The organism is Paraburkholderia sp. RAU2J (assembly GCF_003634845.1).
In the GTDB taxonomy this organism is placed as follows: Bacteria; Pseudomonadota; Gammaproteobacteria; order Burkholderiales; family Burkholderiaceae; genus Paraburkholderia; species Paraburkholderia fynbosensis.
The window spans coordinates 1289201-1302772 of record NZ_RBXG01000001.1; the positions used below are offsets into that span (position 1 = coordinate 1289201).

Genomic DNA, 13572 nt, shown 5'->3' on the forward strand with positions numbered 1-13572 from the left:
CGACTCCTGTCGACGAGAGGTAGCGCTTCAGCGCTTACTCTCGTCCCATGCAAGGCTGAGGTGAGCGTAGTGAGAGGCGCCCGCTTTGCGTTCCGATACAGCACAACCATATCGACACGCACGGCCGGCGCCCGCTTCGTTACACCCAACCCTTACTGGATCTTCTTGGCCTTTTCGAAGGCTTCGTCGATCGTGCCGACCATGTAGAACGCTTGCTCCGGCAGATGGTCGCACTCGCCTTCAACGATCATCTTGAAGCCACGGATCGTTTCCTTCAGTGGCACGTACTTGCCCGGCGAACCCGTGAACACTTCGGCGACGTGGAACGGCTGCGACAGGAAACGCTGGATCTTACGAGCGCGCGCCACGGCGAGCTTGTCTTCCGGCGCCAGTTCGTCCATGCCCAGAATCGCGATAATGTCGCGCAGTTCCTTGTAGCGCTGCAGCGTTTGCTGCACGCCGCGCGTGATCGAGTAGTGCTCTTCGCCGATCACGTGCGGGTCGATCTGACGCGAAGTCGAATCGAGCGGGTCGACTGCCGGGTAGATGCCCAGCGAAGCGATGTCACGCGACAACACGACCGTTGCGTCCAGGTGGCCGAAAGTCGTAGCCGGCGACGGGTCGGTCAAGTCATCCGCAGGGACATACACGGCCTGAACCGACGTGATCGAGCCGGTCTTGGTCGACGTAATACGCTCTTGCAGCTTGCCCATTTCTTCAGCCAACGTCGGCTGATAGCCCACTGCCGACGGCATACGGCCGAGCAGTGCCGACACTTCCGTGCCTGCCAGCGTGAAACGGTAGATGTTGTCGACGAAGAACAGCACGTCGAGGCCTTCGTCACGGAAGTGCTCGGCCATCGTCAGACCGGTCAGCGCGACGCGCAGACGGTTGCCCGGCGGCTCGTTCATCTGGCCGTACACCAGCGCGACCTTGTCGAGAACGTTCGAGTCCTTCATTTCGTGATAGAAGTCGTTCCCTTCGCGGGTACGCTCGCCAACACCGGCGAACACGGAGTAACCACCGTGTTCCTTAGCGATGTTGTTGATCAGTTCCATCATGTTCACGGTCTTGCCCACACCGGCGCCACCGAACAGACCCACCTTACCGCCCTTCGCGAACGGGCAGATCAGGTCGATAACCTTGATGCCGGTTTCGAGCAGTTCGGTCGACGGCGACAGCTCGTCGAACGCCGGCGCCTTCTGGTGAATGCCGCGCACCACGTCCGAGTTGATCGGGCCGGCTTCGTCGATCGGGCGACCCAGCACGTCCATGATCCGGCCCAGCGTCGGCTTGCCGACCGGCACGCTGATCGGATTACCGGTGTTCTTCACGACCGTGCCGCGACGCAGGCCGTCCGATGCACCCAGACAGATGGTACGGACGACGCCGTCGCCCAGCTGTTGCTGGACTTCGAGGGTCAGTTCCGAACCTTCGAGAATGAGCGCGTCGTAAATCTTCGGCATGTCCGAACGCGGAAATTCCACGTCGATCACCGCGCCGATGCACTGTACGATCTTGCCTTCTACCAAAGCAGTAGTACTCATCGCTTTTCCTTTAGATACTCAATTCTTCACTCGCGCAAAGGCGCAATTTCGATGGGGTCGCCTAGACGGGGCCGCCTGGACGGGTGCGCCTGACCGGCGCACACGAAGCGGCATGCCTGACCGTCAAGGTCAGACTGCCGCTGCGCCACCGACGATTTCCGACAGTTCTTTCGTGATCGCGGCCTGACGGCTCTTGTTGTATACGAGCTGCAGTTCGTTGATGACCGTCTTCGCGTTGTCCGAAGCGGCCTTCATCGCGACCATCCGGGCCGACTGCTCCGATGCCATATTTTCCGCGACGGCCTGATAGACCAGCGCTTCGACATAACGCACCAGCAGTTCGTCAACCACTGCCTGCGCATCCGGCTCGTAGATGTAGTCCCACTGTGTGCTCGGCGTCGTGCCGTCTTCTTCCTGGCGCTCGAACTGTTCTGCCGACAGCGGCAGCAGTTGCTCGATCACCGGCTCCTGCTTCATCGTGTTGACGAAGCGTGTGTACGCCAGGTACACCGCCGAAACCTTGCCTTCCGAGTACAGGTCGAGCTGCACCTTCACCGCACCGATCAGCTTTTCCAGATGCGGCGTATCGCCCAGTTGCACGACGTTCGAAACCACCTGAGCGCGCAAACGGTTCAGGAAACCCAGGCCCTTGCTGCCGATCGCAGTTGCTTCGATCGTCTTGCCTTGGCCTTCCAGTTCCTTGAACTTCTGCAGCGACGCGCGCAGCACGTTGGTGTTCATCCCGCCGCACAGACCCTTGTCGGTCGTGACGAGGATGATGCCGGCCGCCTTCGCGCCTTCGTTCGACACCATGAACGGGTGACGATACTCCGGGTTCGCGCGGCTCATGTGCGCAGCGATATCGCGGACCTTGTCGGCATACGGGCGAGCAGCGCGCATGCGCTCCTGAGCGCGGCGCATCTTCGATGCGGCCACCATCTCCATCGCTTTCGTGATCTTGCGCGTGTTTTGCACGCTCTTGATCTTGCCGCGAATTTCCTTCATTCCAGCCATTGCTTGCTCCTTGTCGGCCCGAGTTAGCGCTTCAGCGCTTACTCGGGTCCCATGCAAAGCGATCGAAGCAGCACGGGTGCATTCACATGCGGCCCGCGCCGCTTCAAGGTCCGTTTATGCCTTGCGGATCACTCGCGGATCAATAAGCGCCGGACTTCTTGAAGTCTTTAAGGGCCGTGTGCAGCAGGCCTTCGTCGTCCTTCGAGAGTTCCTTGGTATCTTCGACGCGCTTGACCAAGTCGGCGTGGCTCGACTTCAGGTATTCGCGCAGGCCCTTTTCGAACGGCAGGACTTGCGAGATTTCGAGGTCGTCGAGGTAGCCGTTGTTCGCTGCGAACAGCGAAATGGCCAGTTCCCACACTTGCAGCGGCTGATACTGCGGCTGCTTCAGCAGTTCCGTCACGCGGCGGCCGCGCTCCAGCTGCTTACGGGTCGCTTCGTCGAGATCCGATGCGAACTGCGCGAACGCCGCCAGTTCACGGTACTGCGCGAGGTCGGTACGGATACCGCCCGACAGCTTCTTCACGACCTTCGTCTGAGCCGCACCACCGACGCGCGACACCGACACGCCGGCGTTAATTGCCGGGCGGATACCTGCGTTGAAGAGGTCGGTTTCCAGGAAGATCTGGCCGTCGGTAATCGAGATCACGTTCGTCGGAACGAATGCGGTCACGTCGCCGGCTTGCGTTTCAATGACCGGCAGTGCCGTCAGCGAACCGCTCTTGCCCTTGACTTCGCCGTTGGTGAACTTCTCGACGTAATCTTCCGAGACGCGAGCAGCACGTTCCAGCAGACGCGAGTGCAGATAGAACACGTCGCCCGGGTAGGCTTCGCGGCCCGGCGGGCGGCGCAGCAGCAGCGAGATCTGACGGTATGCCCAGGCTTGCTTGGTCAAGTCGTCGTAAACGATCAGCGCGTCTTGACCGCGGTCGCGGAAATATTCGCCCATCGTGCAGCCGGCGTACGGTGCGAGGTACTGCATCGCAGCCGATTCCGAAGCCGAAGCGGACACGACGATCGTGTATTCCAGCGCGCCGGTTTCTTCCAGCTTGCGCACCACGTTCATGATCGACGAAGCCTTCTGGCCGATCGCGACGTAGATACAGAACAGGTTCTTACCCTTCTGGTTGATGATCGCGTCGACTGCGACTGCGGTCTTGCCGCACTGGCGGTCGCCGATGATCAGCTCACGCTGGCCACGGCCGATCGGCACCATCGCGTCGATCGACTTCAGACCGGTCTGGACCGGTTCCGAAACCGACTTACGCCAGATCACGCCCGGAGCAATCTTTTCGATTGCGTCGGTCTTCTTCGCGTTGATCGGGCCCTTGCCGTCGATCGGGTTGCCGAGTGTGTCGACCACGCGGCCGAGCAGTTCCGGACCCACCGGCACTTCCAGAATGCGGCCCGTCGTCTTGACGATGTCGCCTTCCGAGATGTGTTCGTACTCACCCAGAATCACGGCGCCGACCGAGTCGCGCTCGAGGTTCAGTGCGAGACCGAAGGTGTTGCCCGGGAATTCGAGCATTTCGCCCTGCATCACTTCCGACAGGCCGTGAATACGCACGATACCGTCGGTCACGGAGATCACGGTGCCCTGGTTGCGAACGTCTGCGCTCGCTTCAAGGCCCTGGATCCGGCTCTTGATCAGCTCGCTGATCTCAGAGGGATTGAGTTGCATTATTCGCTCCTGATAGTCAATTCTGTTGCGTGCCAGCCGCTTCAGCGCCTAAAGCGCTTCAGGCCGTCAGAGCCGTCTGCATGCTGGCAAGCCGCGCGCGGACCGAGGTATCGAGCACTTCGTCGCCGACCGTCACGCGCACGCCGCCGATCAACGACGAGTCCACCTGGACCGTCGGCTTCAGCTTGCGTTTGAACTTGCGTTCGAGACTTGCGACGAGTTCGTTCAACTGCGCGCCTTCGAGCGGGAATGCGCTGACGATCAGCACATCGGCCGCCCCTTCGCGGGCGTTCTTCAACTCTTCGAACTGCACGACGATTTCTGGCAGCAATTGCAGGCGATGGTTGTCCACCAGCATTTGCACCAGATTCTTCGCTTGCGCGTTGTCCTTGAGCGGCGACTTGACCGCGGTCAGCAGCAATTCGCTGACCTGGGCGCGGCTTACTTTCGGGCTCGAGGAGATCGACAGCACTTCGGGCAGACGCGCAACCTGTGCCAGCTCCTGCACGAGGGTGGACCAGGCGGCGATGTCACCAGCTTCGGCCACGCCAAACAGCGCTTCTGCGTACGGACGGGCGATGGTTGCAAGTTCGGCCATGATCAGAGCTCGGCTTTCAGTTGATTCAGCAGGTCAGCGTGAACTGCCTGGTCGACTTCGCGCTTCAGGATCTGTTCGGCGCCCTTCACAGCGAGTGCAGCGACTTCGCCGCGCAGCGTTTCGCGCGCCTTCACGACTTGCTGCTCCGCGTCGGCCTTCGCTTGCGCGATGATGCGAGCGGCTTCAGCTTGTGCCTGAGCCTTGATTTCGTCAGCGACTGCCACCGCGCGCTTTTCCGCGTCGGCAATACGTTGCTGACCGTCGTTGCGAGCCTGGGCGAGTTCCTGGTCGACGCGCTTGTGAGCCGCTTCGAGTTCTTGCTTGCCCTTTTCAGCAGCCGACAAACCGTCAGCAATCTTCTTCGAGCGCTCGTCGATGGCGTTGATCAACGGCGGCCACACGAACTTCATCGTGAACCACGCGAGGATCAGGAACACGACCATTTGCGCAAACAGGGTTGCGTTGAGATTCACGGTGTTTCCTTAAACGTTGCTAGTTCGGAAAGTGAAACGGCAAGGCGCTCATCGATTCTGTATTCGATCAGCGCCCAAGTGCCCGTTCCGCCCTGCGCCTTTACCAGTTATAGCTCAGGCGCAAACTTCCGAGGAACCTCAGCCTGCCAGCTTCGACAGCAGCGGGTTCGCGAACGCAAACAGCATTGCCACACCAACGCCAATCAGGAACGCCGCATCGATCAGACCAGCCAGCAGGAACATCTTGGTTTGCAGCGGGTTCATCAGTTCCGGCTGACGAGCACATGCTTCGATGTACTTGCCGCCCATCAGGCCGATACCGATACAGGCGCCGATTGCACCCAGGCCGATGATGATGCCGATACCGATGGCGGTCAGACCCTGGATGTTGGCGATGAAAGCTTGCATGATCACTCCTTTGTGAAAAGTCTTTTAGAACTGGTTGGAACTGGGATTTGAAAAACTACGATTCGTGGTCGACGGCGCCGGTTAGTGCGTGTCGTGTGCCTGGCCGATGTACACCAGCGTCAGCATCATGAAAATGAACGCCTGCAGCAGAACGATCAGGATGTGGAAGATTGACCACACGGTGCCGGCGATCACGTGGCCGATGAAGCCAAGCACCGTCGTGTCCGCGCCGAAGCTCCAGAGGCTGCCGAGCAGGGCAATCAGCAGGAACAACAGTTCGCCCGCGTACATGTTGCCGAACAGCCGCATGCCGAGCGACACCGTCTTCGCGACGAACTCGATGATGTTCAGTGCAAGGTTCGGGATCCACAGCAGGGGATGCGCGCCGAACGGAGCGGACAGCAGTTCATGCACGAAGCCGCCGGCGCCCTTGATCTTGAAGTTGTAATAGATCATCAGCGCGAACACACCGAGGGCGATACCGAGCGTGCCGTTCAGGTCGGCGGTCGGCACGATGCGGTGGTGCGGGATGACTTCGGACAGACCCAGCCAGCCGATTACGTGGCCCGGCAGGTCGACAGGGATAAAGTCGAGCGAGTTCATCAGCGCGACCCAGACGAACACGGTCAGGGCCAGCGGTGCGATGAAAGTGCGCGTGCCGTGGATCATCGACTTCGATTGATCCTCGACCATTTCGACCAGCATTTCGACGGCGCACTGGAAACGGCCGGGCACGCCGGACGTCGCCTTGCGGGCAGCGAGACGCAGGATGAGGATGGTGGCCAGACCGCAAACGATCGACCAGAAAAGGGTGTCCAGATTCCACACGTGAATGTCGAAAATCGACGTCTGGTGCGCGGTGGAAAAGTTCTGCAAGTGGTGCGCGATGTACTCGGACGGATCCATTGCGCGCGTGCCTTCGCTAGCTGCCATATCGTTAAAGCCACCCAAATTGTCGAAAATCGTCTTAGGCCGCACCCGCAGCAATGCTGTATTGCGGGAACACGCCGGGCGCGGACCGTGTCATATCCGCACACCTGGTGCCGGCGCTGCGCGCCAGCCTGAATTTTTTGCTGCTAACTGTTTCTGCTACCTTAGCGCCACGCCAAGGCGATCCAGTAAGTCTTGAGCGCGATGAGGTAGGTCACGAGCAGCGGCACCCAGCGTACGTCGTGATACCAGAAAGCGATGGCTACAAACATCGCAATCGTTGTCCCCATCTTGAGCGCTTCGCCGATCATCCAGCTCATCACTGTCTCGGCGCCGCTCAGCGTTCTAAGGCGTGCCGCGAACAGCGCGCCAGGGATCCAGCAAATCGCTCCCCCCAGGAACGCGGACAGCGCAGCAGCGCCCGGCGGCTTGTAGAACAGCCACCACACCAGCGTAACACCCAGGGACAAAACCATTTGCGCCATCACGACCTTGAAAGGCGTGACGCGCGATGGACGACTCACGTTAGGACCAAACAGCTTTTCAGCCTCGGCCCGCGTGAGCGGAACGATATTGTTATCTTCTTGCTCGACGCCCCACGACTCGTCATGCGTAACTTGCTGGCCGGTGGACGAATCGGAAACGGTGCGTTCAGCGCGGTGCCCGTCGTGCCCATTCTTCGGCGCTTGATTCGACGTTTTGACCGCCATCGCAGTGTTCCGAAAGTCTTGTTCAGCTCGCGAGCTTTCGCTGCGCTTACGGGGTTGCCGTGCAATTAAATCCGGGCGATTGTAAGCGATAGTTGCAGGCAATTCAAGACTTTAGGCCGTTCAATAACCGGCATCAAAGGCGCCCTCGCCGCGCGGGAACAGCATTCTGCCAAGGGAAAACACGCCAAATGTAAGGCGGCTGGGGGATGGCAAAACGGGGAGTTGGAATCGCGCAGGTTTGCGCCTGATCACAGGTCGCGCAGACGTTATGGCGGACGTGTCGAAAACACAACAAACGTCAATTTTTGCGTGCGGGATTGGCCGCCGACAGGTAGAGGTCGAGCGGCGTGGTGGTGCAAGGTTCCTTATAACGAGGCGGCGAAGTCAACGGCAGATTCGCGAGCGAGTTAACGGTTGACTGCGAACAATTGGCTTAACCGCGCCATGCGGGTTAGCGTCATACCGGTGCGTGGGCTCTGCCCTCCCCCGCAAGCGGCGCTGAGCCTCGCGAGGACACGACGCCACCCACCTGTGGAGAAGGAAGCCTAATGCGCGGCCGGAATCCTACGCACCGCGTCGGCGGTTACCGCAAGCCGGCCCGCCCGCCTCCCGCACCGCAACCAAACGGCCTCGTTGGCACGAACAAGATTCGCGTGAGACACCGATATATCCGGATTCCTTATTATCCGACGCTCGCTTTTGTTTAGGAATCCAACCAAATTTGACGCGGGATGCGAAGCAACAGAACAGGCCGACCAGGTGTAGGCGTAGCGCCCACACCGGAACGTGGCTAAAGTGCGCCGAATAGCTTACGCACGAACGTTGAACCCGCCGCAAGCCTATTCAGCACCCTTCCTACGCGATCTGCGTTTCACGCAGTGGCATTACCACGCAATCGAACGAGAATGCCTTCCAGCGCATCCAGATCGCCGAAGTCCACCAACACTTGGCCCCGGCCGCGTCGACCGAGCTTGATCTTGACCGTTGCCGACAGCAGATCCGACAGTTCCTCCTCAAGCCGCCGCGTATCGCGTCCGCCATCCGGATTCGCGCGCGCCTTGACCGCTGGGGCAGCCTTGGTTGTCGTCGTCACCAGTTTTTCGGTTTCACGCACGGACATGCGCTTGTTGACCACCTGATTGGCCAACGTGATCTGCGTGGCGCCATCGACTGCCAGCAGCGCGCGGGCGTGCCCCATGTCCAGATCGCCGGCCAGCAGCATCGTCTGCACCGGCGACGCGAGGTTGAGCAAGCGCAACAAATTCGAGACCGCGCTGCGCGAACGGCCCACCGACTCTGCCGCCTGCTCGTGCGTGAAATTGAACTCGTCGAGCAAGCGCTGGATACCCTGCGCCTCTTCCAGCGGATTCAAATCCTCGCGCTGAATATTTTCGATCAGCGCCATCGCGGCGGCAGCCTGGTCTGGCACATCCCTCACCAGTACCGGCACCTCGTCGAGACCCGCAAGGCGCGCGGCACGAAAACGCCGCTCCCCCGCAATGATTTCGTATCTGTCCGCCGAAACAGGACGCACGAGGATCGGTTGCATCAGTCCCTGGGCGCGGATGCTGGCCGCCAGTTCCTGCAACGCGCCTTCGTCCATTCGCGTGCGCGGCTGGTACTTGCCCGCCTGCATCTTGCTGAGCGGCAGCACATTGGGCGCACCGTCGATCGTCACCGCTTCCGTGATATCGGCGGTACCGCCTAGCAATGCCTCAAGACCGCGGCCCAATCCCTTCTTTCTTGCTACTGCGTTCATCGTGCTTCCTCGGTCCACTTAGGATGCCTGGGGGGCGTCATTCAACGCACGCACCCGCTCAATCATTTCCGCGCCGAACTGCACATACGCCTGCGCGCCGCGCGATGCCCGGTCGAACACCACGCCGGGCAAGCCATAGCTCGGCGCCTCGGCCAGACGTACGTTGCGTGGGATGACCGCGTCGAATACCTTGTCGCCGAAATGCTCTTTCAGTTGATCTGAAACTTGCTGTTGCAACGTGATGCGCGGATCGAACATCACTCGCAGCAGGCCGATCACCTTCAAGTCCCGGTTCAGGTTGGCATGCACCTGTTTGATCGTGTTGACCAGATCGGACAAGCCTTCGAGCGCGAAGTACTCGCACTGCATGGGAATCACGACGCCGTGCGCGGCGCACAGGCCGTTGAGTGTCAGCAGCGACAAAGCCGGCGGGCAGTCGATCAGCACAAAATCGTATTCGCTCTCGACCGCGGCGAGCGCCGCCTTCAACTGCCGTTCACGGTTCTGCACGCTGACGAGTTCCACCTCGGCGCCCGCGAGTTCGCGGTTCGCGGGCAGTACGTCGTAGCTGACTGCTTCCGGACGGATTCGCGCATCGGCCACCGATACGTTATCCACGAGCACTTCGTAGACGGTGTTAGCGCACGCGGCCTTGTCGATACCGCTGCCCATCGTGGCGTTGCCCTGCGGGTCCAGGTCGATGAGAAGAACTCGCTGTCCCTGCGCTGCCAAGCTCGCGGCCAGATTGACTGTGGTGGTCGTCTTGCCGACGCCACCCTTCTGGTTCGCAACGCAGAAGATTTTTGCCATCGTTGGTGTGTCCCTTTTGCTGCTGGATGAAGAAAAAATCGCTGATGATACTGGAGCCGATCTGGGCTGGCAGCAGCCTCAGTTGTCGGCGTCCACCAGAACCTTGATCAGATGCCGCTCCGCGTCGAGCAACGGCACTTGCAGCCGGATGATCTGCTCCACGTGGGCACCGGCCGGCAACCGTTCGATTTCACCCTCCGGCCTCACGCCTTTCATTGCCCAGATCGCACCCTGCTCCGCAACCAGATGACGGGCCAGTGTAACGAAATCCGCGAGCTCTGCGAATGCGCGCGAGACGATTACGTCGAACTTTGCCGGTACTTCGGCGCCCGGCCGCAAAGTCTCGACGCGGCCAGTCACGACCGACAGGTTGGCAAGGCCGAGTTCGGCCTTCGCCTGCGACTGAAACGCCGTCTTCTTATGAACGATGTCGTTCACGGTGACGGTCCAATCGGGCAAAACGATCGCCAGTACGATTCCTGGAAGGCCGCCGCCCGACCCCACATCGAGCGCCGACGACGGGCCACGCGGCGCGAGATGCGGCACAATCGACAGTGAATCGAGAATGTGCTGGATCAGCATTTGCCGTGGATCGCGGATCGCCGTCAGGTTATAGACGGCATTCCATTTCGACAGCAGCGCGACGTAGTCGAGCAGCTTACCGAGTTGCGTGTCGCTCAGATCGAGGCCGAGTTCGCGGACACCGTCCGCTAGCAGTGGCGCCAACGCTTGCTGAATACTGCCCTTCTGGCTCACCGTCATTGCGTCACCGGCGTGCTATCGGCGCCAGGTTCGGCGGGTTTCGTCGAACGACGGCCGAAGCCGCGCTTCAGATGGACCATCAGCAAGGAAATTGCAGCCGGTGTGATGCCCGAGATGCGCGATGCCTGGCCAATAGTTTCGGGACGGAATTGCGACAGCTTCTGACGAGCTTCGAACGAAAGGCCTCGGACTTCCGCGTAGTCCAGCCCTTCGGGCAGGCGCGTGCTTTCGTGGGCCTCGTTCCGCTCGATCTCACCAGCCTGACGGTCGATATAGCCCTGATATTTGATGCCGATCTCGACCTGTTCCTTGATCTGCGCAAGCAATACGTCGTCTTCCGCGAGGATCTCGGGTGCGCCGCATGCGCCAGCACGCAATCCGCAAACGCCATCGTAGGTCACGCCCGGGCGGCGCAGCAGATCCGCGAGACTGTATTCATGGTCGATTGGCTTGCCGAGCAAGGCTGTCGCTTCGTCGGCAGGCAACGTCTTAGGATTGACCCACGTCGTGCGGAGTCGCTCTGTTTCACGTGAAACAGCGTCGCGCTTGCGGCTAAAGGCGCCCCAACGAATGTCGTCGACCACGCCAAGCTCGCGCCCGATCGCAGTCAGGCGCACATCGGCATTGTCTTCCCGAAGGCTCAGACGATATTCGGCGCGGCTAGTGAACATCCGGTACGGCTCGGACACGCCGCGAGTCACGAGATCGTCGACCAGCACGCCAAGGTAGGCCTGATCCCGACGCGGACACCATGCTTCCTTGCCCTGCACGTACAACCCGGCGTTGATGCCCGCCAGCAGGCCTTGCGCGGCCGCCTCTTCATACCCGGTCGTCCCGTTGATCTGGCCGGCGAAGAAGAGACCGTTGATCACCTTGGTTTCCAGCGATGCCTTCAACCCGCGCGGATCGAAATAATCGTACTCAATCGCGTAGCCCGGTCGCAGGATATGCGCGTGCTCCAGACCGCGCATCGAGCGCACCAATTCCAGCTGCACATCGAACGGCAGGCTCGTGGAAATCCCGTTCGGATAGAACTCGTTGGTGGTCAGCCCTTCCGGCTCCAGGAAGATTTGGTGCGATTCCTTCGACGCAAAGCGGTGGATCTTGTCCTCGATAGACGGACAGTAGCGCGGCCCTACGCCCTCGATGACGCCCGTGTACATCGGCGACCGGTCGAGCCCGCCACGGATGATGTCGTGCGTCCGCTCGTTCGTGTGCGTCACCCAGCATGGCACTTGCCGCGGGTGCTGCTCGACGCGCCCGAGAAACGAAAACACCGGCACCGGGTCCAGGTCACCTGGCTGCTCTTCGAGTTGCGAAAAGTCGATCGTGCGACCGTCGATCCGCGGCGGCGTGCCGGTCTTAAGCCGGCCTTGCGGCAGCTGCAATTCCTTCAGACGTGCAGAAAGCGAAATCGCAGCAGGATCGCCGGCGCGACCACCGGTATAGTTGTTCAAACCCACGTGAATCTTGCCGTCGAGGAAGGTTCCGGCCGTCAACACGACCGCCCGCGCGCGGAAACGAATTCCCACCTGCGTCACGGCGCCAACGACACGATCGCCCTCCACCATCAGATCATCGACCGCCTGCTGGAACAGCCACAGGTTCGGCTGATTCTCCAGCCGATGCCGAATCGCCTGCTTGTACAGCAGACGGTCCGCCTGAGCGCGTGTGGCCCGAACTGCGGGGCCCTTCGAGGAATTGAGGATGCGGAACTGGATCCCGCCCTCGTCCGTCGCGGCTGCCATGGCGCCGCCGAGCGCATCGACTTCCTTGACCAGATGGCCCTTGCCGATGCCGCCGATCGACGGATTGCAGCTCATCTGGCCGAGGGTTTCGATGTTGTGGGTCAGCAGGAGCGTCGTATTGCCCATACGCGCCGAGGCCAACGCGGCCTCTGTGCCGGCATGACCGCCGCCAACGACGATGACGTCAAATTCTGTGGGAAAGAGCATTGCGGATCTCACGCCAGATCGTCGCGTGAGCCTTAAAGGAAAAGTATGGGCGAATTATAACGGGTTCGGTTTCGGCCCGACTTTCGTCCGAATGGCCATACATAAAAAAAGCGGTGTGTTTCACGTGAAACACACCGCTTCGATTTGTTGCAACTAGCTAAAAAATACGCACCTACGCTACTTTCTTAGCTAACCCCAGATAGGTTTCGATGACGCGCGGGTTCTGCGCCAAATCCGGGGCGGGCCCCTCCAGCGCCAACTCTCCGGTCTCCAGTACATACCCATAGTCGGAAATTTGCAAAGCGGCTCGCGCATTCTGCTCGATCAGCAGCGTCGCGACGCCGGTCTGCCGTAATGCGCTAATGATGTGAAAAATCTCTTTTACGATCAGCGGCGCAAGACCCAGACTCGGTTCATCGAGCATCAACAGATCGGGCTTGCCCATCAGCGCACGCCCCACCGCCAACATCTGCCGCTCACCGCCGGACAACGTACCGGCAGCCTGCTTGCGACGCTCTTTCAGTCGCGGAAACAGCGTGAAAACGGGCTCGAGCTGGTCGAGGAAATTGCGCTCCCCCGCGCGCTTTCGCCGATATGCTCCGAGGACAAGATTGTCTTCCACTGTCATCGATGCAAAAAGCTCGCGCTTTTCGGGCACCAGACACATGCCGCGAGCGACCCGTTTCTCGACCGGCACCGCGCTGACGTCTTCGCCCTGATAGATCACGGCGCCCTTCGCATGGCCGGTAGTCGGCAACGCGCCCATGATCGCGTTCAGCAACGTGGATTTGCCCGCGCCGTTTGGGCCGATCACCGAGACAATCTGCCCGGCCCGCACCTTGATCGCCGCGCCGTGCAGCGCTTCGACCTTGCCGTATCGGACCGACAGACCGTCCACATCGAGAATCGGTGCAGCAGCATTCAT

Annotated in this window: 13 protein-coding genes; all 13 read right to left on the reverse strand. The window is 60.6% G+C overall.

Translation table 11 applies throughout. The features are described from left to right. Nucleotides 1-152: 152 nt before the first annotated feature. On the reverse strand, nucleotides 153-1547 hold the full coding sequence (gene atpD / locus B0G69_RS06060) for a F0F1 ATP synthase subunit beta (protein ID WP_121316076.1): 1395 nt from the start codon (nucleotides 1545-1547) through the stop codon (nucleotides 153-155). A gap of 129 nt (nucleotides 1548-1676) precedes the next feature. Next, the gene (gene atpG / locus B0G69_RS06065) at nucleotides 1677-2561 is read right to left on the reverse strand and encodes a F0F1 ATP synthase subunit gamma (RefSeq protein WP_121316077.1); all 885 of its coding nucleotides are present in this window, start codon (nucleotides 2559-2561) and stop codon (nucleotides 1677-1679) included. A gap of 139 nt (nucleotides 2562-2700) precedes the next feature. Further along, complete coding sequence (atpA, locus tag B0G69_RS06070; RefSeq protein WP_121316078.1) at nucleotides 2701-4242, reverse strand: F0F1 ATP synthase subunit alpha; 1542 nt, start codon at nucleotides 4240-4242, stop codon at nucleotides 2701-2703. Between the two features lie 58 nt (nucleotides 4243-4300). Beyond that, nucleotides 4301-4840 carry a F0F1 ATP synthase subunit delta gene (locus B0G69_RS06075; protein ID WP_121316079.1) on the reverse strand — a complete coding sequence of 180 codons (540 nt, stop codon included), beginning with the start codon at nucleotides 4838-4840 and terminating at the stop codon, nucleotides 4301-4303. Between the two features lie 2 nt (nucleotides 4841-4842). Then, the gene (locus B0G69_RS06080) at nucleotides 4843-5313 is read right to left on the reverse strand and encodes a F0F1 ATP synthase subunit B (protein ID WP_121316080.1); all 471 of its coding nucleotides are present in this window, start codon (nucleotides 5311-5313) and stop codon (nucleotides 4843-4845) included. A 138-nt stretch (nucleotides 5314-5451) separates the two neighbouring features. Continuing rightward, on the reverse strand, nucleotides 5452-5721 hold the full coding sequence (gene atpE, locus B0G69_RS06085; protein ID WP_007180033.1) for a F0F1 ATP synthase subunit C: 270 nt from the start codon (nucleotides 5719-5721) through the stop codon (nucleotides 5452-5454). Nucleotides 5722-5802: 81 nt separating this feature from the next. Next, nucleotides 5803-6654, reverse strand: coding sequence for a F0F1 ATP synthase subunit A (gene atpB, locus B0G69_RS06090; RefSeq protein WP_121316081.1), 852 nt, complete (start codon nucleotides 6652-6654; stop codon nucleotides 5803-5805). A 161-nt stretch (nucleotides 6655-6815) separates the two neighbouring features. After that, nucleotides 6816-7361: an ATP synthase subunit I gene (locus tag B0G69_RS06095; protein ID WP_121316082.1), complete on the reverse strand. Its 546-nt coding sequence runs from the start codon at nucleotides 7359-7361 to the stop codon at nucleotides 6816-6818. An 871-nt stretch (nucleotides 7362-8232) separates the two neighbouring features. After that, entirely contained in the window at nucleotides 8233-9120 is an 888-nt protein-coding gene (locus tag B0G69_RS06100) for a ParB/RepB/Spo0J family partition protein (RefSeq protein WP_121316083.1), read from the reverse strand. An 18-nt stretch (nucleotides 9121-9138) separates the two neighbouring features. Further along, nucleotides 9139-9930 (reverse strand): AAA family ATPase, encoded by a 792-nt coding sequence (locus B0G69_RS06105; protein WP_121316084.1) that lies wholly within the window; start codon nucleotides 9928-9930, stop codon nucleotides 9139-9141. 78 nt (nucleotides 9931-10008) lie between these two features. Beyond that, the gene (rsmG, locus tag B0G69_RS06110; protein ID WP_121316085.1) at nucleotides 10009-10692 is read right to left on the reverse strand and encodes a 16S rRNA (guanine(527)-N(7))-methyltransferase RsmG; all 684 of its coding nucleotides are present in this window, start codon (nucleotides 10690-10692) and stop codon (nucleotides 10009-10011) included. Continuing rightward, complete coding sequence (gene mnmG / locus B0G69_RS06115) at nucleotides 10689-12647, reverse strand: tRNA uridine-5-carboxymethylaminomethyl(34) synthesis enzyme MnmG (protein WP_121316086.1); 1959 nt, start codon at nucleotides 12645-12647, stop codon at nucleotides 10689-10691. Before mnmG ends, rsmG begins: the two co-directional genes overlap by 4 nt. Nucleotides 12648-12819: 172 nt before the next feature. Beyond that, entirely contained in the window at nucleotides 12820-13572 is a 753-nt protein-coding gene (locus B0G69_RS06120; protein ID WP_199731147.1) for an ABC transporter ATP-binding protein, read from the reverse strand.

Excerpts from the sequence above, each read along its gene's own strand:
- rsmG (WP_121316085.1), bottom strand. The coding sequence starts at position 10,692 with ATGACGGTGAGCCAGAAGGGCAGTATTCAGCAAGCGTTGGCGCCACTG.
- atpD (WP_121316076.1), bottom strand. The coding sequence starts at position 1,547 with ATGAGTACTACTGCTTTGGTAGAAGGCAAGATCGTACAGTGCATCGGC.
- B0G69_RS06120 (WP_199731147.1), bottom strand. The coding sequence starts at position 13,572 with ATGAATGCTGCTGCACCGATTCTCGATGTGGACGGTCTGTCGGTCCGA.
- atpA (WP_121316078.1), bottom strand. The coding sequence starts at position 4,242 with ATGCAACTCAATCCCTCTGAGATCAGCGAGCTGATCAAGAGCCGGATC.
- atpG (WP_121316077.1), bottom strand. The coding sequence starts at position 2,561 with ATGGCTGGAATGAAGGAAATTCGCGGCAAGATCAAGAGCGTGCAAAAC.
- B0G69_RS06075 (WP_121316079.1), bottom strand. The coding sequence starts at position 4,840 with ATGGCCGAACTTGCAACCATCGCCCGTCCGTACGCAGAAGCGCTGTTT.
- B0G69_RS06105 (WP_121316084.1), bottom strand. The coding sequence starts at position 9,930 with ATGGCAAAAATCTTCTGCGTTGCGAACCAGAAGGGTGGCGTCGGCAAG.
- B0G69_RS06095 (WP_121316082.1), bottom strand. The coding sequence starts at position 7,361 with ATGGCGGTCAAAACGTCGAATCAAGCGCCGAAGAATGGGCACGACGGG.
- B0G69_RS06100 (WP_121316083.1), bottom strand. The coding sequence starts at position 9,120 with ATGAACGCAGTAGCAAGAAAGAAGGGATTGGGCCGCGGTCTTGAGGCA.
- atpB (WP_121316081.1), bottom strand. The coding sequence starts at position 6,654 with ATGGCAGCTAGCGAAGGCACGCGCGCAATGGATCCGTCCGAGTACATC.
- atpE (WP_007180033.1), bottom strand. The coding sequence starts at position 5,721 with ATGCAAGCTTTCATCGCCAACATCCAGGGTCTGACCGCCATCGGTATC.
- mnmG (WP_121316086.1), bottom strand. The coding sequence starts at position 12,647 with ATGCTCTTTCCCACAGAATTTGACGTCATCGTCGTTGGCGGCGGTCAT.